This is a genomic window from Curtobacterium sp. NPDC089185 (genome assembly GCF_040685235.1).
In the GTDB taxonomy this organism is placed as follows: domain Bacteria; phylum Actinomycetota; class Actinomycetes; order Actinomycetales; family Microbacteriaceae; genus Curtobacterium; species Curtobacterium citri.
Genome location: NZ_JBFBHK010000005.1, coordinates 76,738 through 96,224, shown reverse-complemented (window position 1 = coordinate 96,224; position 19,487 = coordinate 76,738). Strand labels below are relative to the sequence as shown.

Genomic DNA, 19,487 nt, shown 5'->3' with positions numbered 1-19,487 from the left:
GCCGACTACGTGCCCTGAGAAGGACCACATAGCTTCATCAGAACTTCACCGGAAGTCTGACCGAGCCAGGAGTGTGCTGCGTGACCCGTGCAACACCGCCCAACAATCCACCACGTCGGTACCGCGCCCAGCGCGTGCTGACCTCGATCGTCGCCGTCGCGGCCCTCGCCTGCGGCGGACTCGCCGTCGGCGGCACCGCCTCCGCAGCACCTGCCAGCACCTCGGCCTCGGCCGACTCGAAGCTCTCCGCATCGTTGCGGAAGGCCTCGCCGGACAAGAAGGTCAGCGCCTTCGTCCGGACGACCGGTGCCGGTGCGCTCGAGGTGGACGCGCAGGCGAAGGGCGGGAACCTCAACCGCTCCAAGGCGCCCTCGTCCGCCGCGAAGAGCCGGATCGCGACGATCCGCTCGACCAACGCGAAGGTCCTGAACGCCGTCAAGGGCGTCGACGGCAAGGCCGCCGAGCTCTACGCGACCGAGTACACCGTCCCCGGCGTCGCGGTCGTCGCCGACGCCGCGGCGTTCGCCGAGATCGCGAAGCGCTCGGACGTCGAGAGCATCGTGCCGCTCCGACCGAAGAAGGTCGTCGAGCCGCAGCGGAACGCCTCGGCCGATGCGGCCCCCTCCGGCGTCGACCCCAGCCTGGCGAAGGCGGGTGCCGACGGCGTCGCGCCGAAGAACGCCGCGAGCGACCTCTACACCAAGGCCTACGACGCCTGGACCCAGACCGGGCACACCGGCAAGGGCATCAACGTCGCCGTCATCGACACCGGCCTCGACTACACGCAGGCCGACTTCGGCGGCCCGGGCACCACGTCCGCCTACCAGGACGCCCTCGCCAGCACCGGGACGCCCACCGCGGGCTCGTACGACCCGTCGAAGTTCCTCGGCGGCTACGACTTCGCCGGTCCCACGTACAACGCGGACCCGAGCGACCCGGACGCCTACCAGCCCGTCCCCGAGCCGGACGCGAACCCGATCGACGGCAAGGGCGGTGACCACGGCACGCACGTGGCCGGCACCGCCGCCGGGTTCGGCCTGAACGCCGACAAGAGCACCTTCCGCGGCGACTACACGAAGCTCACCCCGCAGCAGGTCCAGGACATGTGGGTCGGCCCGGGCAGCGCCCCGCAGGCCGGGCTCTACGCCCTCAAGGTGTTCGGTGACGGCGGCGGCTCGACCGACCTGACCGGCGCCGCGCTCGACTGGGTCGGGCAGTCCCTGACCGAGGGCAGGAGCATCAACGTCATCAACCTGTCGCTCGGCTCCGACTACGGCGCGGCCGACGACCCCGACAACGCGAAGATCGACGCGCTCACGGCACGCGGGGTGCTCCCGGTGATCGCCGCGGGCAACGCCGACGACTTCACCGACGTCGGTGGCTCGCCGGGCAACGCGGAGGGCGCCCTCACCGTCGCCGCCGCGTCGACCGGTCAGAGCCTGTTCGACGCCGTCGAGGCGACCGCCCCGGCGGACGTCGCGAAGAACTGGCGCGCGCAGTACTCGCAGAACTTCCAGGGCACGCTCCCGGTCGAGGGCGACGTGTTCGTGCCGACGGTCGACGTGGACGGCTGCACGCCGTTCACCGGCGACGAGGCCGCCGCGCTCAAGGGCAAGGTGGCCTGGCTGAAGTGGACGGACGGCGCGCTCGAGTGCGGCTCCGGTGTCCGGTTCAACAACGTCCAGGCAGCCGGCGGCATCGGCGTGCTCCTCGCGGGCACGGTCAACACCTTCGACTCGGGCATCGCCGGGAACGCGGCCATCCCGGGTGCCGAGCTGACCCGGGACAGCGTGACGGGCCTCCAGGCCGCTGCCACCGCCGGGACCCTGCACGTGCGCTTCGCGAACGAGCTGAAGGGCGTCGAGCTCGCGACGGACGCCGAGACCACGAACACCCTGGCGCCGTTCACCAGCCGCGGCGACCACGGTGCGTACGGCGACGTCGTCAAGCCGGACATCGCCGCACCGGGCGTCAACGTCATCTCCGCCTACAACGGCACCGGCAACGGTCGCCTCTCGCTCAGCGGCACGTCGATGGCCACCCCGCACACCGCGGGCATCGCCGCCCTGGCGTTCGAGACCCACCCGGGTTGGAGCGCGCCGGAGATCAAGGCCCTGCTCATGAACACGGCCACCCACGACGTGAAGCAGCAGGCCGGCAGCGACCAGCTGGCGACGCAGCTCCGACAGGGCACCGGCCGTGTCGACGCCCTGCAGGCCGTGCAGGACGGCACCACCGTCCGCAGCCAGGAGAACGACCAGCTCGTCACCGCCTCGTTCGGTGTCGTGGAGGTCAGCGCCCCGACGACCGAGAAGCGCACGCTCCTGGTGCGCAACACCACGGCGCAGACGCAGACCTACAAGGTGGCGTACGAGTCGCGGATCGCGCAGCCGGGTGTCGTGTTCGGCCTCAGCTCGGACACCGTGACCGTCACGGCCGGCGGGACCGCCACGGTCACCGTCACCATGACGATCGCCGACCCGACGCTCCTCCGGAAGGTCATCGACCCGACGCAGGCCGCGGTCGAGGGCGGCACGCAGCGTGAGTTCGTGCCGGCTGCCACCGGTCTGGTCACGTTCACCCCGGCCACCGATGGTGTCTCGCCGCTCCGACTCGGCGTCTACGCCGCACCGGAGCCGGTCAGCACGCTGCACGCCGACGACGTCGTCTTCGGTGGCAGCGCCCGCACCGCAACGATCACGCCCGAGGGCACCGGCGTCTCGCAGGGGACCGGCTCGACCGCGTACCAGGCGCTCGTCGCACCGTTCCAGCTCGGCGGCACCGACCCGAAGGAGTCGTTCCCGGACGGCACCGCGAAGCAGACCCTGGCGGCCGCGGACATCCGTGCCTTCGGGGCGAACTCCACGGCGCTCGGCCTGAAGGACAAGTCGAAGGGCCTCGTGTCCTTCGGTGTCCAGACGGACGGCCCGGACGCGAACCCCGGCGTCTCGAACAACGTCGAGGTGCTCATCGACACGAACCGTGACGGCGAGCCCGACTTCCTGACGTACGACGTCAAGTCGACGACGGCCGACGTGACCCTCGTCCGCACGATCGACCTGAACCAGACGGACCCGAAGAAGCAGCTCGTCGACACGCAGCTCCTCGGTGGCGCCGCCGCCGGTGTCGACACGAACACCTTCGACTCCACCGTCAAGGTGCTCCCGGTCTCGCTCGGTGCCCTCGGGTACACGGCGAAGTCGACCTCGGGCGTCTTCGACTACGCGGTCGTGACCGAGTCGGCCTACTCGCCGACGCTGCCGACCGCCGCCTCCTCGGTGGTGGACGACACGAAGACGGCGACGTTCAACGCCTTCCAGCCCGCGGTGTCCTTCACGCAGAACGGGGCCTCGGCCCTGACCTACCCGGACACGGCGATCAAGGTCATCCGCTCCTCGGCGACCTCGACGGCCGCGAAGGTCCTCCTCCTGCACCTGCACAACGCCCCGGGCGACCAGGCGGACGTGCTCAGCACGACCTCGGTGACCCCGAAGCTCGCGCTGGTGTCGGGGAACGTCACGGTCACGGGCTCGACGAAGGTCGGCACGAACCTGCGGTCGCACGTGGGCACCTGGAACACGGACGGCATCACGTTCTCGTACCAGTGGCTCCGTGACGGGAAGAAGGTCGGCTCCACGGCCGCGACCTACAAGACGTCCAAGTCGGACATCGGCCACAAGCTGTCCGTCGTCGTGACCGCGAAGAAGTCGGGGTACGAGAGCACCTCGATCACCTCCGCGCAGACGGGGACGATCACCAAGTAGCACCACCACGGGAGCGGGTGGTCCTTCGCGGGCCGCCCGCTCTCGTCGTGTCCGGTGCGCGGACCGTCGAGCGGTGTGCGTCAAGGGGACATGTAGTTAGGCAAACTAGGCAGTGGGTGCGAGCATTGCGACATGCGAACGCAGAGCACCCTGATGCAGCTCCGGGCCAACCCGATGGAGTGGCGACGCCGAGGGCTCACCCCGCCGGACGCCCTCCAGGCCATGGTCGAGGAACGCCTCGCCCAGCCGGGCCACTCGCCGATCGTCGGCGATCCCTCGTACCAGGACTTCTTCCGCGGCTGACTGCGGAACGCCACCACACGACGGACGGGAGGCGCGGGGGGCGGCGGGCCCCCCCCCCCCCCCCCGGGGGGGGGGGGGGGGGCGGGCGGCGGGGGGGGGGGGGGGGCCGGGCGGGCCGGGGGGGGGGGGGGCCGGGGGGGCCCCCCCGGGGCCGACCTGCCCTTTCGTGTCTCACCCACCCTCCTTCCCTTGCCGCGGCTCGTCCGCGCCCCCCCCCCCCCCCCCCCCCGGGGGGGGGGGGGGGCCCGCGCCCCCCGCGCCTCCCGTCCGTTCCGTGGTGCGGACTACTGACCGATCTTGTCGTCCGCGGCCTGCTCGGCCTTGTCGATCTGGTCGCCGTGGGCGCCGCCAGTGGCCTTGTCGGCCGCGTCCGCGGCCTTGCCTTCCCAGGCCGCGCCTTCCCGGGCCGGGCAGGCGCGTCAGGCGACGATCTGCACGACGGTGCCGAGCGGCAGGGCGTTCACGGCGTCGACCGCGTCGCCGTCGAGCCGGACGCACCCGTGCGACACCGCTCCTCGCGCGACCGACTGGTAGTGGACGCCGATCAGGCCGCCGTCCTTCCCGCCGTAGGGTTCGTCCGCGGCGGCCGAGTGCAGCGTCGTCAACTGGATCGGGTGCACCGTCTGGTCCTGCGCCGGGTCGAGGTAGCGGGCCTGGATGTAGCCGATCACGCCGGTCGGGGTCGGGGTGCCACCGGCGCCGACCCCCGCGGGGAACTCGTGCACGGTCTTCCCGTCCGAGCCGACGATCGAGACCGTCTGCTTGCCCACCGCGATGACGACGTGGTCCGGCAGCGCGCCGCTCTTCCGCAGCAGGTCACGGCGGATCCACGCGGCGCTCTGTGCGGCGGCACCGCCCTTCGTGGCCGAGGGCAGCGCCTGTCGCGCGGGTGTCAGGACCATCGCCCAGTCGCCGGAGACCTGCACCGGGACCACGACCGTCGGCTGGTCCAGGAAGTTCTTCGCCGCGAGCCGTGCGACCGGCTTCGAGCGGTCGTCGCCGTAGAGGGGCGCGTCGGAGCTGATGGTGTACGACTCGTCGGCCACCTTCGGGACGGTCGACCCGTAGTAGGGGAGCAGGCCGCCGATGACGGCGTCGTACCGGGCCTCGGGCAGGATCGCGACCTGGGCGGCGCTCGGAGCTGCGTACGGGTCGTCCGTGGCCGTGGCGGACGACGATGCCGAGGGCTTCGTGCTCGTCGTGGTGTCCTGTGCCGTGCAGGCCGTGAGCCCGAGCGTCAGGAGCAGCGCGGCCGCGAGCGTGGTGCTCGTCGCCCGGACGGTGCGGGTGCGGGTCATGCGGGGGTTCCTCCGGTGGAACAGGGACGGGGGCACGACCGATGGTCGTGCCCCCGTCTGCTGATCTGGTGTGACGACTAGCCGGCCACGACCGGGAGGCTACCGGTCGGACGGGCGCCCGTGCCGGTGGCCGCACCCGGGGTGGTGGTGCCCGTGCCCGCACCCGGGGTGGTGGTACCGGTGCCGGTGCTCACGGCCGGGAGCGTGATCGTGAAGTCGATCGTGTCCACGACGTCGAGGTTGCTGTCCACCTCGCCCACGGTCAGGTCCTGCGTCCGCGCGGCCGAGTCGGAGAACGTGCCCGTGGTGGTCCACGTGCCGTCCGCCTCGACGATGGTCGCCGGTGCGACGACGTCACCCTCGGCGTTCACCACGGCGATCGCGTCACCGGGGGTGCCCTTGCCCGAGAAGGTGACGGTGCGGGAGTCGACCGTCGAGCCGTCCTTCGGGGTGATGAGCGTCAGCGGCGTCGCGGCCGGGGGCGTGGTGACTGCGGGCAGGTTGATGGTGAAGTTGACCTCACCCTGGCCCTGCGCGCCACCGATCTGGTTCACCGACAGGTTCTGCACGACGGCAGCCGAGTCGCTGAAGGTGCCCGTGGTCGTCCACGTGCCGTCGGCGGCGACGAGGACCTGCGGGGCGACCCGGTTGCCGTCGGCGTCCAGCGTGTTCACCAGGTCGCCGGGGGTGCCGGTACCGGTGAACGTGACCGTGCGCGAGTCGACGGTCGAGCCGCTCTTCGGGCTGGTCAGCGAGAACTGGTCCGCCGGGGCGACCGCCGGGAGCGTGATGTTCACCGTCGTGTCGCCGGCACCGCTGGCGCCGCGGACGTCGGTGACGCGGACGGCCTGCGAGCGCGCCGCGGTGTTCGGGAACGTGATCGTGGCGGACCAGGTCTGGTCCGCGCCCACGACCACGGGGCCGGTCAGCCGGTTGTCCTGGGTGTCGAGGAGGTTGATCGTGTCGCCCTGACGGCCGGTGCCGGTGAAGGTGACGGTGCGCGACGAGACGTCGGAGTTGTTGGCCGGGCTCGTGACGGCGAAGTCGGCCTGCGGCGCCTGTGCAGCGGCGGTGAACTGCTTCGAGCCGTCCTGGGCGAAGCCGCCCGTGCGGAGCTGCTCGATCGTGTAGGTGTTCGACTCGTAGCCGGTACCGGGGATCGTGTAGGTGATGGTCCACTTGCCGCTGTCGGCGATGATCTGCCGGGTGCCGCGGAAGTCCTCGTCGAGCTGGATGTACTCGCCGGGCGTACCGGTGCCCGACACCGTCAGCACACGGCCGGAGACCGTCTGGCCGGTGATCGACAGGTCTGCCGGGTCGGCGTTGGCAGGGGCTGCGGTCAGGGTGATGCCCCCGACCAGGATGGCTGCGCACGCCGGCAGGGCGAGCGCCTTCTTGCTCCAGAGAGCCTTGTTCATCGTCGAACTCAATCTCGTGCTGCATGAGGGCACGTCTCGGATGCGGTCGACGTGCGCGCACGACGACGGACGCGGTCCGTGGATCTCACGGACGCAGGACCGGGCAGGGAACCCGGGTGTGCGGTCAGGGAACCGCACTGGTGCAGCGTACGTCTTCGTGAAGATCGTTCGACACCGGAACTGAGGAGTTGTCCCCCGGCACCGGTGATTCCACAGGAACGTCCCCCGCCGCCCCGTCGGGGTGGCCGTCCGATAGACTCGGGTGGACCATCGGCCCAGCCCGCCGGTGCGGTCCTCCGCCAACGTGAGGAGAACCTCCATGCCCGCAGCAGTCATCATCGGTGCCCAGTGGGGTGACGAGGGCAAGGGGAAGGCAACCGACCTCCTCGGCTCGCGCATCGACTACGTCGTGAAGTTCAACGGCGGCAACAACGCCGGTCACACCGTCGTGGTCGGCGGCGAGAAGTACGCGCTGCACCTGCTGCCGTCCGGCATCCTGACGCCCGGCGTGACCCCGATCATCGGCAACGGCGTCGTCGTCGACCTCGAGGTCCTGTTCCACGAGCTGGACGCCCTCCGCGCCCGCGGTGTCGACGTCTCGAAGCTGCTGGTGTCCGCGAACGCGCACGTCATCACGCACTACCACCGCACCATCGACAAGGTGACGGAGCGGTTCCTCGGCAAGCGCCAGATCGGCACCACCGGTCGCGGCATCGGACCGAGCTACGCCGACAAGATCAACCGCGTCGGCATCCGCATCCAGGACATCTTCGACGAGAACATCCTGCGGCAGAAGGTCGAGGCCGCGCTCGACCAGAAGAACCACCTGCTCGTGAAGGTTTTCAACCGTCGCGCGATCGACGTCGACGAGGTCGTCGAGTCGCTGCTCTCCTACGCCGACCGCCTGCGTCCGATGGTCGCCGACACGGCGCTCGAGATCCACCGGGCGCTCGAGCGGGGCGAGACCGTCCTGTTCGAGGCCGGACAGGCCACGATGCTCGACGTCGACCACGGCACCTACCCGTTCGTGACGTCCTCGTCGGCCACGGCCGGCGGCGCGGCCACCGGCTCCGGCATCGGCCCGGGCAAGCTGGAGCGCATCATCGGCATCGTCAAGGCGTACACGACCCGCGTCGGCGCCGGTCCGTTCCCGACCGAGCTGTTCGACGAGTCGGGGGAGTTCCTCCGCGCCAACGGCTTCGAGTTCGGCACCACGACCGGTCGCCCGCGTCGCTGCGGCTGGTACGACGCCCCGATCGCCCGCTACACCGCACGCATCAACGGCGTGACCGACTTCGTGCTCACGAAGCTCGACGTCCTGATGGGCCTCGAGACCATCCCGGTCTGCGTCGCGTACGAGGTCGACGGCGTCCGCGTGGACGAGGTCCCGGTCAACCAGTCGGACTTCCACCACGCGAAGCCGATCTACGAGGACTTCCCCGGCTGGACCGAGGACATCACCGGCGCCCGCTCGTTCGACGACCTGCCGAAGAACGCGCAGGACTACGTCCTGGCGATCGAGGCGATGTCCGGTGCCCGGATCTCGGCCATCGGCGTCGGCCCCGGCCGTGACGCGATCGTCGTCCGGCACGACCTGCTCGGCACCGGCGAGGCCGCTGCGTGAGCATGCGGATCCTCTTCGTCTGCAGCGGCAACATCTGCCGGTCACCGCTCGGCGCGCAGGTCCTGGAGGCCCGGCTCGGCTCCGACGCGTCGGCCTTCGTCGTCGAGTCGGCCGGCACCATCGCCGACGACGGTGCGGCGATGGACGACACCGCGGCCGCGCAGTCCTCGCGCCTCGGGGGCGACCCCGCGGCGCACCGGTCGCGGTACCTGACCGAGCAGATCGCCGCGTCCGCCGACCTCGTGCTGACGGCCGAGCGCTCGCACCGGGCGGCGGTCGTGTCGCTCGCGCCGCGGGCCGCCAAGCGGGCGTTCACGATCAAGCAGTTCGCCCGCGTGCTCGACGGGCTCGAGCCGGGCGACCTCGCCGGCATCGAGACGGCGCAGGACCTCGTGGAGCGGGTCGCCCGCCTGCGGGGAACGGTGCCGCCGCCCGCCGACCCGGCGGACGACGACGTGGACGACCCCTACCGTCGGTCGGAGTCCACGCACGTGCGGGTCGCCGACGAGATCGACGCGGCGCTCACCCCGATCGCGGACGCGCTGCGCGCCCTGCGCTGAGCGCGCTCGGGCGCGCTAGGGCGCGGTCAGGCCTCGGGGAGCCGGTACGTGCCGATCGTGATCGTGTGCGCGCCCTGGCCCGCCAGCTTCCGCACGACCGCGTCGGTACGCGCCCGGTTCGGCACGGCGTGCTTCCGCGCCAGGTCCGTCACGAGGACGCGGAGCTCGTTCTCGTCCGTGACCACCGCGGTCGTGGCCGAGCGGCCGGTCGGGGTCGTGCTCGAGCTGCGGTCCTCGGGGTTCACGTACGCGGCGGCGTCGCCCGAGTAGAACACGCACGAGTCGATCCACTGCGGGCCGTTGCCGTCCGCGTCGGTCAGGAAGCGCTGCAGCCGGCGAGCCTGCTGCCGCACCTGACGGGTGGGGGCGGTGCCACCGGCCTGCACCCGCACCTGCCACCAGTGCTCGACCTCGTCCGCGGTGTCGAGCACGCGCCGGCTCCGGACCTGGATCGCGAAGGACCCGGTCAGCGACGACTCGTCGAGCAGGTTCCGGAAGGCGTGGTGCACGGAGCTCGGCTTCCGGCCGTCGAACACGATGCCGTTCCACCGCTTGTTCTCGATGACGAGGACGTGCCCGGACTCGAGCACGAGCACGTGGTCGACCTGTGCCGCGAAGCTGCGGTCGTGCGCCCGCTCGCCCTGGGCCACCGGGACGAAGACGACGTTGGTGCAGAGCGCACCGTTGACGTCGGCCGCCTTGCAGGCCGCCAGGATGGTGCGCTGCGAGGCCTCCTCCCACCGCATGCCCGTCCGGGCGAGGTCGCGCGCGTGCTCGGCCTCGGTGCGGGCCTGCTGCTGTGCGGCGTCCGCGTCGGCGAGTCGACGTGCGTGCTCGGCCTCGGCGGCTGCGGCGCGCTCGCGCTGCTCACGTTCGAGTGTGCCGATCCGGTGGTCCGACCGGGTCTCGGCGTCGGCGAGGGCGGTACGGCTCGAGGACTGGTTCCGCCGCAGGACGATCACCAGGACGACCACGACGACCGCGAGCCCCCCGGCGACCAACCACGGTACGAGATCGCTGGTCATGGCATCACCTCACCACAGGGACGGCGGAGTCGGCCGCGGGGGCGCGGCGCGTCCCGAGGACCGGACCGGGATGTGCCCTCCGGCACACCGGGCGGTGGTGGGCCGGAGCGGACGGGTCCCGGTCGGTACGGTGTCCGGATGCACGGGGGAGAGCGCAGCAGCGCGCAGCAGGTCGTCGTCGGAACCGGAGCGGGCGTCGGCTCCGCAGTCGTCGGCCTGCTGCCGTGGATCGTCACCGGGATGCGACTGCCGCTGCAGAACACCTGGGCGACGCCGACCACCGACCCGTCGGACATGCCGATCGCCCTGCTGCCCTTCAGCCAGTACGCCGTGACGACGATCGCCGCCGTGCTGCTCGTCGGCGGCGCCGTCACCGGCATCGTCGTCCGGGTGCTGCGCGGGCGCGGGGTCCTCGGCCGGAGCGGGTCGCTCGCCGCGCTCGGCGGGCTCGTCGGGCTGCAGGTCGTCGCCGTCGTCGAGACCGCGGTCGTCACGGGAGCCGGGATGCGCATGGACGGGACGCCCGGCACGGGTGGGGAGATCAGCGCGTCGCAGCTGTACGTCGTGGCGCTCACCGTCGGGTCGCTCGTCTGCGTCGCGGTCGCGGCGGTGACGGCCGCGCTGGTCGCCCGGGCCGCACCGGGCGGCGCACTCGTCGCACTCGCGCTCGCCGCCGTCGCGCTCGGCGTCTGGGCCGATGCACTCGTGGTGCCGCCCGTGGAGGCCGTCGGTGCGGGCGCGGCCCCGGTACTCGCGGTGCTGCGGTGGCTCCCTGCCGTGGCGGTCGGGGCGGCGATCGCGTGGACCGGGCTCCGGACGATCGGGCAGGGGATCGGCGCGGTGGTCGCACTCGGGATCCTGTGGACGGGGGCGGCCCTCGTCACCGCCGTGTCCTACGCGCTCGGCTCGCGCGTCCTCCTTCCCTACCCGGTCGAGATGGTCTCGGCGGGCGCGACCGTCTTCGTCATGGCGATGGGACCGGCCGGCGCGACCCTGCTGCCGGTGGCGGTCGCGGTCGTCATCGGCGTCGTCGGCGTGGTCGCCGTGCGCTGGTGGACGCAGCGCCACCGTCGACCGGCCGCCGTCTGACCGCCCGGCACGTCCGGCCCGTCCGACTCAGCGCGGCCAGGTCGCGACGACCGCCACCAGGTTGAACAGCACGTGTGCGACGATCGCTCCACCGACACGGTTCGTCATCGCGACCAGGGTGCCGGTCAGCACGCCGAGCACGAACGTCGTCAGGAACACCTGGAACCCACCGAGCGTCGTCGTCGCCGACCCGAGGAACAGGTGCGCCAGCGCGAACAGGAACGCGGTCAGGAGCACCGCGAGCCACCGCGTCCGCGGCGTCAGCTCGGTGGCGAGCAGGCGCTGGAACAACCCGCGGAAGAACGTCTCCTCGAGCACGGGGCTCACCAGCACGATGCCGACCGCCGACACGAGCAGCAGTCCGACGTCCGGGGTGCCGAGTGACGGCGGGGGGACGAGCCCGGTCGTGCCGGTGAACGCCAGCGCGAGGACCGCGTCGAACACCCGGGTCAGGATGACGATCCCGAGCGCGAACACCAGGTCGCCGAGCTCGACGCGGAACCGGCCGAACAGGTCGCGCCCCGTCCGCCGGACGACCCACACGATGCCGAACACGAGCGGTACCCACACCGCGACGTCGCCCACGAGCACCTGCAGCACCGGGCCCGGGACCGCACCGCGGAGCGTCAGCGTGCTCACGATCCGGGCGAGCACGACCGCCAGCGCCAGGGCGGCGAGCAGGGCGACGAGGTCGCGTTGGCGAGCGGTGGACGGCTCGGCGGGGGCCGCTTCCGGCTGGGTCGTCATGGGGCGAGCGTAGAGGACCGCCGTCACGGATCGGGAACAACTCCCGAGCGTGACTCATCCGTGTGGCACTATTTGAATGCCGTCTGCTGGGACAACCTCCGCAGACCTGTGTCGGGACCACAGGAACGGCGAGGATCGGGGAAGGCGGGCCGCGTGGAACTGCGCGACTACATCACTGTGCTCCGGAAGGGGTGGGTGCTCATCGTGGTGCTCGCCCTGGTGGGCGTCGCGGCTGCCGCAGGGTTCTCCCTGCTGAAGAAGCCCGTGTACTCCGCCTCGGCACAGGTGTTCGTGTCCACCGAGACGTCCGGGAGCGCGAGCGACCTGGCGCAGGGCAACACGTTCACGCAGCAGCGGGTCCTGACGTACTCGAACCTCGTGCAGACGCCGATCGTGCTCCTGCCCGTGATCTCGTCGCTGAAGCTCGACATGAACGCCGACCAGCTCGCGACGATGGTGTCCGCGACCGCGCCGACGAGCACGACCCTCATCACGATCACCGTGAACGGCACGAACGCCGTGCAGGCCACCGAGATCGCGAACGCGACCTCGCAGAGCCTGACGAACGTCGTGCAGAACATCGAGGCGACGGACGCGAACGGCACGAGCACGGTCAAGCTCACCCGCGTCAAGCAGGCCGACGTGCCGCAGACGCCGGTCAGCCCGAACGTCCCCGTCAACATCGCCCTCGGACTCCTGGTCGGCCTGGCGCTCGGCGTCGGCATCGCGGTCCTCCGCGAGACGCTCGACAACCGCGTGCGCACCGAGACGGACGTCGAGAAGATCAGCGACAAGCCCGTGGTCGGCGGCATCGCCTACGACAGCAAGGCCTCGGAGCGACCGCTCATCGTGCAGGTCGACCCGCGGAGCCCGCGTGCCGAGTCCTTCCGCACGCTCCGCACGAACCTGCAGTTCCTCGACATCGGCACCGGCTCCCGCACCTTCGTGATGACGTCGTCGATGCAGTCCGAGGGCAAGAGCACCACGGTCGCGAACCTCGCGATCGCGCTCGACAGCGCCGGCTTCAAGGTGATCCTCATCGACGCCGACCTCCGTCGTCCGCGCGTGAGCGAGTACATGGACGTCGACGGCTCCGCCGGGCTGACCGACGTGCTCATCGGCCGCGCCGGCCTGGAGGACGTGGCGCACCCGTGGGGCCGCGGCAACCTCGTGGTCTTGCCCGCCGGGCAGATCCCGCCGAACCCGTCCGAGCTCCTCGGCTCGAAGGCCATGCAGGACCTGATCGGCACCCTCGAGGACCAGTTCGACTACGTCCTGTTCGACGCACCGCCCCTGCTCCCCGTCACCGACGCGGCGATCCTGTCGAAGAAGGCGTCCGGCGCCATCCTCGCGGTCGCCTCGGGCAAGACGCACAAGGGCCAGCTCGCCGCCGCCGTCGCCTCGCTCGAGAACGTCGGCGCCCCCATCGCCGGTTTCGTCATCACGATGATGCCGCTCAAGGGTCCGGGCGCCTACGGCTACGGCCGCTACGGGTACGGCTACGGGTACGGTCTCGACGAGGAGCAGCCGTCGCAGAAGACCCCCAGGTCGTCCAAGGCACGCGGCGGGGTCGGCGTCGTCCGCCGGGCCGACCGCTGAGGCCGGCCCGCAGATGAGTCCGAGCCGGGGGGCCCGAGGCCTCGGTCGAGCACTTCCGCGCACGACGCTGGTGGGCGTCGCCGTGGTCGTCGTCGCGCTCGTCGTCATCGACGTCCTCCTCGTCGCCCTGGCGCTCGCGCACACGGCACCGCAGGACGAGGGCGAGCCCCGTCCGGCGCCCACCTTCGGGACGACGCAGTCCGGCACGCCGACATCGCGCCCGTCCGCGTCGGCGACCGGCGGTGCGGGCTCCGCCAGCCACCTGCTGTCCGCAGTCGACGGACGGGAGGCATGGCGCGCCTCCAGTACGTCGTGTGACGTCTCGCAGGTGGTGCTGGAGCGCACCACCGACGGTGGCGGGGACTGGCAGTCCGTCGACCTGGGTGGCGACGTCCGCACCATCGACGCGCTCCGCGCGACCTCCGACGGCGTGTCCGTGCTCGTCGGGGTCGGTGACGAGTGCGCGACCGAGGTCCGCACCAGCACCGACGACGGTGCCACGTGGACGCCGGGGGAGCCCGGCGCTGCCGGGGCCGGCATCACCGAGCAGGGGCTCGTGCTCGGTGACGCCCTCGTGCCGTCGCCGTGCGAGGAACCGTCGGATGCGTTCCGTGGCACCACCACGACGCTCGTGGCCTGCACGGACAAGCTGGACTGGCGTTCCGGCGCCGGCGCGTGGGTGGACGTGCCGGTGGACGGTGTCCGGGCGATCGCGGTGGACGGCGGCGAGTACACGCTCGCCCGCATCGGCACGGCGACGTGCGACGGCGTGCAGATCGAGACCATGCCGGCGTCCGGCGTGACGGCCGCGACGGCGACGACGCCGATCGGCTGCAACGACGTGCCGACGGACGTGCCGATCGCGCTCGACCGCTCGGGTCAGGACGTGTGGATGTGGGCCGGGGACCGTGTCGACGTGTCGTCGGACGGCGGGGCGACGTGGAGCGGGTCCCGGTCGTGACGGCCGAGGCGGTCCGGCCCGGTGTGGCGACCGGCAGCACGCAGGAGTGGAGCCGCACGTACTCACGACGCGTCCTGGTGACGGACCTGCTCGCGCTGATCTGGGTCGTCTTCGGCGTGCAGATCGCGTGGCTCGGCATCGACTCGAACCTGGCGACGAACACCGCAGACCTGCGGCTCAGCTACACCGGGATCTCCCTCGTGGTGATCATCGTGTGGATGGCCGCCCTCGCGCTCTACGACACCCGGGGCAGTCGCGTCATCGGCGTGGGCAGCACCGAGTACCGGCTCGTCGCCGACTCGAGCGTCCGTGTCTTCGGCCTGCTCGCGATCGTCGCGTTCCTGCTGCACGTCGACCTGGCGCGCGGGTACGTCCTGATCGCCTTCCCGATCGGCATCCTCGTGCTGCTGCTCTCGCGCTGGATCTGGCGGCAGTGGCTCGTCGCCGAGCGGAAGCACGGCGGGTACTCCGCCAAGGTGCTCCTGGTCGGCTCGACGCCGAGCGTCCTCCACATCGCGCGCGAGCTCGCCCGGTCGCCCGAGGCCGGCTACCGCGTGGTCGGCGCCGCCGTGGCGGACGGCAGTCGCGGACTCCTGCCGGGGTCGACCGTCGAGAGCCACGGCGGTCTCGACGACGTCGCCGCAGCGCTCGTCGCCACCGGCGCGGACACCGTCGTGATCACCAGCTCCGACGACCTGCCGCCCGAGCGCGTCCGTCAGCTCAGCTGGTCGCTCGAGCCCGGACGGCAGCACCTGGTCGTCGCGCCGAGCCTGACCGACATCGGCGGTCCGCGCATCCACACCCGCCCCGTGCAGGGCCTGCCGCTCATCCACGTGGAGACGCCGACCTACTCGGGGCGGAAGCTCTACACGAAGCGGGCCTTCGACCTGGTCGGGTCCGCGGCGCTCATCATCGTCCTGTCCCCGGTCCTGCTCGTGCTCGCCCTGCTGGTCAAGCTGACGTCGCCGGGGCCGGTGTTCTTCCTGCAGGAGCGCGTGGGGCTGAACGGGTCGACGTTCCACATGATCAAGTTCCGCTCGATGGTCGTGGACGCCGAGGAGCGGCTGCAGGAGCTCAGTGCGCTCGACCGCGCCGAGGGCAATGCGGTGTTGTTCAAGATGAAGAACGATCCGCGGGTGACTCGCGTCGGCGCCTTCATGCGGCGGTACAGCCTCGACGAGGTGCCGCAGCTGTTCAACGTGCTGATCGGCACCATGTCCCTCGTCGGACCCCGACCGCCGCTCTCCGCTGAGGTGGCGCGTTATGAGTCGTACGTCCACCGCCGCTTCCTGGTCAAGCCAGGAATGACCGGACTGTGGCAGGTCAGCGGTCGCTCAGACCTGTCGTGGGAAGACTCGGTTCGTCTCGACCTATTTTACGTCGAGAACTGGTCGATGGTTGGAGACCTGGTCATTCTTTGGCGAACCGTCAAAGCCGTCGTACACAGCGATGGCGCCTACTGAAGGACCCCGAGATGTTTATCCGTAAGAGAAAAAGCGACATGCCGCCACGCCGCTCTGCCCCGCTGAGGCACTTGCGAGTCCGTTCCCTCGGGGGCATTCCCTTCCTCATCTCGACGCCAGGGATGGCATCGAGGTCGGTGATCGCCCTGAGCCAGACTCAGCACGAGGGGGCTGCAATTCATCTCCTAAACGCCTACTCGATCGCTCTCGCGCAGAGCGACACTGCCTTTCGTGCTTCGCTCACGGAAGACTCTTGCAATTTCCCAGACGGTAAGCCCCTGAGTTGGGTCACCCGGTGGTCGACCGAGCGGCTGCACCAGGTACGCGGTCCACAGTTCTTTGCGGACGTGTTGGATCAGGGCCGTGACACCGCGGTGAAGCACTTCCTTCTCGGGGGTTCGGACGACCTGCTTGTCAGACTTCAGGAGAACCTGCACCTTCGCTATCCAGGTTTGTCGATCGTTGGTGCCCACAGTCCTCCATTCCGCGCGCTGACCAGTTCGGACATCGCGCAACAGGACGCGCTCATCCGCGCCTCCGACGCGGATATCGTGTGGGTGGGACTCGGCACTCCAAAACAGGACTTCGAAGTCGCACGTCTCGCACGTGAGCTCGGGGTTGTCGCCTGCGCGGTCGGAGCAGCTTTCGACTTTGCAGCAGGCACGAAGCGCGAAGCGCCAAGATGGATGACGAAGGTGGGCCTGGAGTGGCTGTACCGCTTGTTGGCCGAGCCGAAGCGTCTGTGGCGTCGTTACCTCATAGGCAACTTCATCTTCCTCCGCGCAGTGCTTAGGGACCATTGACCGTGGCGCCCAATAAAGTGATTGTCATCAGCCAGGTGCCCCCTCCGACCCACGGCTCCACCATAGTCACAAAGATCCTCCTCGAAATTCTCGCCGAGAGCAATGTCCCTGTTCGGCTCGTAGATCGGCGCTTCAGTCGATCTGTCGCGGAGGTCGGATCGTTTTCGCTCCGCAAGATCCTTGCAGTTCCGTCGATTGTCCTCCGATTGATGGGCGCGGTCGTCAGTCGCCCCGCCATGTGTATATTCTTCTGTACGAACAGGCCGTTCTCCTTCCTCGTCGACGTGCTTCTGGGTGAGGTGCTCCGGATGTTCAAGGTGCGCACGATCAACTACGTGCACACAAGTGGTTACGCGGATCTCGCCGCTCGCGGGTCCGTCTGGCGGTATTTGGTCCGCCGCCTGCTTTCCAACGGAGTCCGAACAGTTTGTCTTGCAGAGTCACTGAAGGTCGACATCAAACCGTTTGTGAAGCCCGGCTCCATTAGCGTGATCCCTAATACCATCGAAGAGCCGCCGTTGGTGCCGCCTGGTCAGCAGGCCGAGCGGCGGAGACGAACGTCTGGCGGGCACGTCCTCTTCCTCTCGAACCTTCTAGAAGAAAAAGGAGCAGACGTCTTTGTCGACATGGCCGTTGACCTCTGCGCCCGCTCTCGAGACTTGACCTTCGCGCTCGTCGGCCAGGATGCAGATCCCGGGCTGGCCGATGAGCTTCGGCTCCGAGTCGAACGCTCTGGGTACGGTGACCGGGTGGTATTCCGCGGTGCAAGATTCGGCCACGAGAAGTGGGACGAGATTGCCCGTGCAGAATTGCTGATTTTCCCGTCGAGATACCGGTTCGAAGCCCAACCGCTCACCATCATCGAGGCCTTTAGTCTTGGGCTTCCGGTGGTGGCATCGGACGTCGGCGCGATACGCGAGATGGTTGGACCGGAAAACGGATACCTTCTCCCCGAACCGACTGCGGAGGCAGCGAGCGCCGCTGTAGCGTCCCTGATGGCAGATCCTGCGGAAAGAACGCGTCTGGCAGACGGCGCGAGGCGAACGTACGAGATGAGGCATTCGCGGGTGGCATTCCGGAAGGCGTGGCAGGACGTCTTCGCACTGACGCGAGAGGATGCATTGTGAACCAGACAGAGGACCTCATCGGCGTTGGCACCGAGGAAGAGCGGGCCGCGATGCAACCCTTCAGCTCTTTCCGAGGCATGCTTCGGACACTTCGGACCGATTTGCGAGCAAATCGTGGGGACCCAAAAGCCAAGTCGGTGCTTATTGGACTCAGAAGTTGCCAATACCTGATACGAGACAGAGCGCGACCGCGTCGGCGATCCTTGGTTGCTGTGGCGGCGTACCGCTTCATTACTGAATTCGTGCTTGGGATCGAGTTGCGCCCCAAGACACGAATCGGTCCAGGGTTGACAATTTTTCATGGTGTTGGCTTGGTCGTAAACGATAGGGCTCTGATCGGGTCGGGTGTCGTCCTGAGGAACGGCGTGGTCATCGGGCACAAGAGTCCAACTGAGCACGCGCCGTTCGTGCGCGACAAGGTTGATGTCGGAACGACCGCCCTGATCATCGGCGCAATCACCCTAGGACGGGAAGCGCGTATCGGCGCGGGAGCTGTCGTCGTCCGCGACGTTCCGCCGGGCGATACGGTCGTCGGGAATCCTGCTAGGAGCGTGAGGAAATGAGAAAGTCGCGTGACGAGCGGAACGAAATCGTATTCGCATATGCATACGCGGAGTCGGAACGCGACGCCGTTGCGCGGGTCGTCCGCGAGCTCGCCACCGAGCTGCGCGGGCAGGGCATGCCTGTGCGTGTGTTGGGCATCCCGGCCGGCTCGATCGTTGCGTCCGGCGGGGGTCCGGCGGATAGGGTTCGACGAATGCTGAGCGAGACGACCTTCCTCCTCAGAACGGTAGGAGTGGTATTCGCGGGTCATCGACGAATGCGGGCATTCGTGAGCGTCGACGTGCCGTCGGGCCTTCCCTTGGTGGGCGCACTCGCCAGGATCATTAGTTCCGGTCGGGTTCGAGACGCTGCGTGGGTGATGGACCTGTACCGGCTGGCGGCGCATGACTCCGGTCTCATGACGAAGACACGATCAGCCGTCGAGCTCTTCGCGCTGCAGAAAAGTGGGTCGATCGTAACCATCGGGTCGTGCATGGCACAAACCATTCAAGGTCTGCTCGATCGACAAGTGCACGTGATCCCTCTATGGCATCGTCCTATCGAGCGGCATTCACCCGTGAACGCTGAACTGCCCCTTCGTCTTCTCTACTCCGGCTCTGCCCGCGAGGTTCATCCGTTGCGTGACCTGGTCGCTGTCGTGGCTGAACGCGATGACGTTGAACTGACGATCAGTGGATCGGGGAGTGAGGTCGAGGCGGCCCGTCGGGACGTCTCTGGTAGAGGGATTGGTAATGTCACGATCCGTGAATTCGCTCCTGAGGATGAACTCGAGGCCATGTATGCCGGAGCGGACCTGCACATCGTCTCTCTCGCGGAAGAGCTGACGGGGACGTGCGTGCCATCGAAGGTGTACGCGGCAATGGGGGCCGGCCGCGGCGTGTTCTACCTGGGATCGCCAACTGGGCAGGCTGCGGTAGATGTCCTCGCGTCAGGGGCCGGTGTTGTTGTCGGTACTCGTGACGGAGCCTCGATTAACGACGCTCTGGATAATCTTGTGTCTCGGCCCAAAGTCATTGAGGAGATGGCGCGGCGATCCGCCCGATTCTTCGATGCCAATCGCACCATTGGTCACGGTGCGGCGAAGTGGGCAGAGTACTTGGTGTCTGAGCGGTGAGGACCACGTCGTCCCACTATCGGGCGTC

The 19,487-nt window shown here is 69.5% G+C and carries 16 protein-coding genes and 1 pseudogene; 12 read left to right on the top strand and 5 right to left on the bottom strand.

The genetic code is table 11. The features are described from left to right. Nucleotides 1-80: 80 nt before the first annotated feature. Both AB0N84_RS07085 and AB0N84_RS07080 read left to right on the top strand, forming a co-directional pair. Nucleotides 81-3,764, top strand: coding sequence for a S8 family serine peptidase (locus AB0N84_RS07085; RefSeq protein WP_363544688.1), 3,684 nt, complete (start codon nt 81-83; stop codon nt 3,762-3,764). A 132-nt stretch (nt 3,765-3,896) separates the two neighbouring features. Next, complete coding sequence (locus AB0N84_RS07080) at nt 3,897-4,067, top strand: hypothetical protein (protein ID WP_189319565.1); 171 nt, start codon at nt 3,897-3,899, stop codon at nt 4,065-4,067. 284 nt (nt 4,068-4,351) lie between these two features. Here AB0N84_RS07080 and AB0N84_RS07075 read toward each other — a convergent pair. The 3 genes and pseudogenes from AB0N84_RS07075 to AB0N84_RS07065 form a co-directional block, all read right to left on the bottom strand. Next, a pseudogene (locus tag AB0N84_RS07075) lies at nt 4,352-4,435 on the bottom strand (Rv0909 family putative TA system antitoxin); the annotation flags it as partial. Nucleotides 4,436-4,486: 51 nt separating this feature from the next. Continuing rightward, on the bottom strand, nt 4,487-5,365 hold the full coding sequence (locus tag AB0N84_RS07070; protein WP_363544685.1) for a L,D-transpeptidase: 879 nt from the start codon (nt 5,363-5,365) through the stop codon (nt 4,487-4,489). 77 nt (nt 5,366-5,442) lie between these two features. Continuing rightward, nucleotides 5,443-6,783 (bottom strand): hypothetical protein, encoded by a 1,341-nt coding sequence (locus tag AB0N84_RS07065; RefSeq protein ID WP_182046069.1) that lies wholly within the window; start codon nt 6,781-6,783, stop codon nt 5,443-5,445. Between the two features lie 319 nt (nt 6,784-7,102). On the opposite strand from AB0N84_RS07065, the gene AB0N84_RS07060 reads away from it, so the two are divergent. Both AB0N84_RS07060 and AB0N84_RS07055 read left to right on the top strand, forming a co-directional pair. Then, complete coding sequence (locus tag AB0N84_RS07060; RefSeq protein ID WP_363544681.1) at nt 7,103-8,407, top strand: adenylosuccinate synthase; 1,305 nt, start codon at nt 7,103-7,105, stop codon at nt 8,405-8,407. Between the two features lie 2 nt (nt 8,408-8,409). Continuing rightward, nucleotides 8,410-8,967, top strand: a complete 558-nt coding sequence (locus tag AB0N84_RS07055) for a low molecular weight phosphatase family protein (RefSeq protein ID WP_363545015.1) — start codon at nt 8,410-8,412, stop codon at nt 8,965-8,967. Nucleotides 8,968-8,993: 26 nt separating this feature from the next. On the opposite strand, the gene AB0N84_RS07050 is transcribed toward AB0N84_RS07055, so the two are convergent. Beyond that, a complete protein-coding gene (locus AB0N84_RS07050) occupies nt 8,994-9,992 on the bottom strand; it encodes a nuclease-related domain-containing protein (RefSeq protein WP_363544678.1) in 999 nt (332 codons plus the stop codon). A gap of 138 nt (nt 9,993-10,130) precedes the next feature. Here AB0N84_RS07050 and AB0N84_RS07045 point away from each other — a divergent pair, with 138 nt between their 5' ends. Continuing rightward, complete coding sequence (locus AB0N84_RS07045; protein ID WP_363544675.1) at nt 10,131-11,081, top strand: hypothetical protein; 951 nt, start codon at nt 10,131-10,133, stop codon at nt 11,079-11,081. Nucleotides 11,082-11,108: 27 nt separating this feature from the next. Here the strand turns inward: AB0N84_RS07045 and AB0N84_RS07040 are convergent, their stop codons facing one another. Further along, nucleotides 11,109-11,828: a CPBP family intramembrane glutamic endopeptidase gene (locus tag AB0N84_RS07040; protein ID WP_363544673.1), complete on the bottom strand. Its 720-nt coding sequence runs from the start codon at nt 11,826-11,828 to the stop codon at nt 11,109-11,111. 153 nt (nt 11,829-11,981) lie between these two features. On the opposite strand from AB0N84_RS07040, the gene AB0N84_RS07035 reads away from it, so the two are divergent. From AB0N84_RS07035 to AB0N84_RS07005, 7 genes are all read left to right on the top strand, one after another. After that, nucleotides 11,982-13,427 carry a polysaccharide biosynthesis tyrosine autokinase gene (locus AB0N84_RS07035; protein WP_363544670.1) on the top strand — a complete coding sequence of 482 codons (1,446 nt, stop codon included), beginning with the start codon at nt 11,982-11,984 and terminating at the stop codon, nt 13,425-13,427. Nucleotides 13,428-13,497: 70 nt separating this feature from the next. Then, nucleotides 13,498-14,388, top strand: coding sequence for a hypothetical protein (locus AB0N84_RS07030; protein WP_363544668.1), 891 nt, complete (start codon nt 13,498-13,500; stop codon nt 14,386-14,388). After that, nucleotides 14,367-15,851 carry a sugar transferase gene (locus AB0N84_RS07025; protein ID WP_363544665.1) on the top strand — a complete coding sequence of 495 codons (1,485 nt, stop codon included), beginning with the start codon at nt 14,367-14,369 and terminating at the stop codon, nt 15,849-15,851. The genes AB0N84_RS07030 and AB0N84_RS07025 overlap by 22 nt, the downstream gene beginning before the upstream one ends. A gap of 137 nt (nt 15,852-15,988) precedes the next feature. Next, on the top strand, nt 15,989-16,654 hold the full coding sequence (locus tag AB0N84_RS07020; protein ID WP_363544662.1) for a WecB/TagA/CpsF family glycosyltransferase: 666 nt from the start codon (nt 15,989-15,991) through the stop codon (nt 16,652-16,654). A 17-nt stretch (nt 16,655-16,671) separates the two neighbouring features. After that, nucleotides 16,672-17,781: a glycosyltransferase gene (locus tag AB0N84_RS07015; RefSeq protein WP_363544659.1), complete on the top strand. Its 1,110-nt coding sequence runs from the start codon at nt 16,672-16,674 to the stop codon at nt 17,779-17,781. 212 nt (nt 17,782-17,993) lie between these two features. Then, the gene (locus AB0N84_RS07010; RefSeq protein ID WP_363544656.1) at nt 17,994-18,344 is read left to right on the top strand and encodes a hypothetical protein; all 351 of its coding nucleotides are present in this window, start codon (nt 17,994-17,996) and stop codon (nt 18,342-18,344) included. Continuing rightward, a complete protein-coding gene (locus tag AB0N84_RS07005; protein ID WP_363544653.1) occupies nt 18,341-19,459 on the top strand; it encodes a glycosyltransferase in 1,119 nt (372 codons plus the stop codon). Before AB0N84_RS07010 ends, AB0N84_RS07005 begins: the two co-directional genes overlap by 4 nt. Nucleotides 19,460-19,487: the final 28 nt, after the last annotated feature.

What these genes read in the sequence shown, in the direction of transcription:
- AB0N84_RS07080 (WP_189319565.1), top strand. Translation starts at nt 3,897, where the DNA reads ATGCGAACGCAGAGCACCCTGATGCAGCTCCGGGCCAACCCGATGGAG.
- AB0N84_RS07070 (WP_363544685.1), bottom strand. Translation starts at nt 5,365, where the DNA reads ATGACCCGCACCCGCACCGTCCGGGCGACGAGCACCACGCTCGCGGCC.
- AB0N84_RS07065 (WP_182046069.1), bottom strand. Translation starts at nt 6,783, where the DNA reads ATGAACAAGGCTCTCTGGAGCAAGAAGGCGCTCGCCCTGCCGGCGTGC.
- AB0N84_RS07060 (WP_363544681.1), top strand. Translation starts at nt 7,103, where the DNA reads ATGCCCGCAGCAGTCATCATCGGTGCCCAGTGGGGTGACGAGGGCAAG.
- AB0N84_RS07055 (WP_363545015.1), top strand. Translation starts at nt 8,410, where the DNA reads ATGCGGATCCTCTTCGTCTGCAGCGGCAACATCTGCCGGTCACCGCTC.
- AB0N84_RS07050 (WP_363544678.1), bottom strand. Translation starts at nt 9,992, where the DNA reads ATGACCAGCGATCTCGTACCGTGGTTGGTCGCCGGGGGGCTCGCGGTC.
- AB0N84_RS07045 (WP_363544675.1), top strand. Translation starts at nt 10,131, where the DNA reads ATGCACGGGGGAGAGCGCAGCAGCGCGCAGCAGGTCGTCGTCGGAACC.
- AB0N84_RS07040 (WP_363544673.1), bottom strand. Translation starts at nt 11,828, where the DNA reads ATGACGACCCAGCCGGAAGCGGCCCCCGCCGAGCCGTCCACCGCTCGC.
- AB0N84_RS07005 (WP_363544653.1), top strand. Translation starts at nt 18,341, where the DNA reads ATGAGAAAGTCGCGTGACGAGCGGAACGAAATCGTATTCGCATATGCA.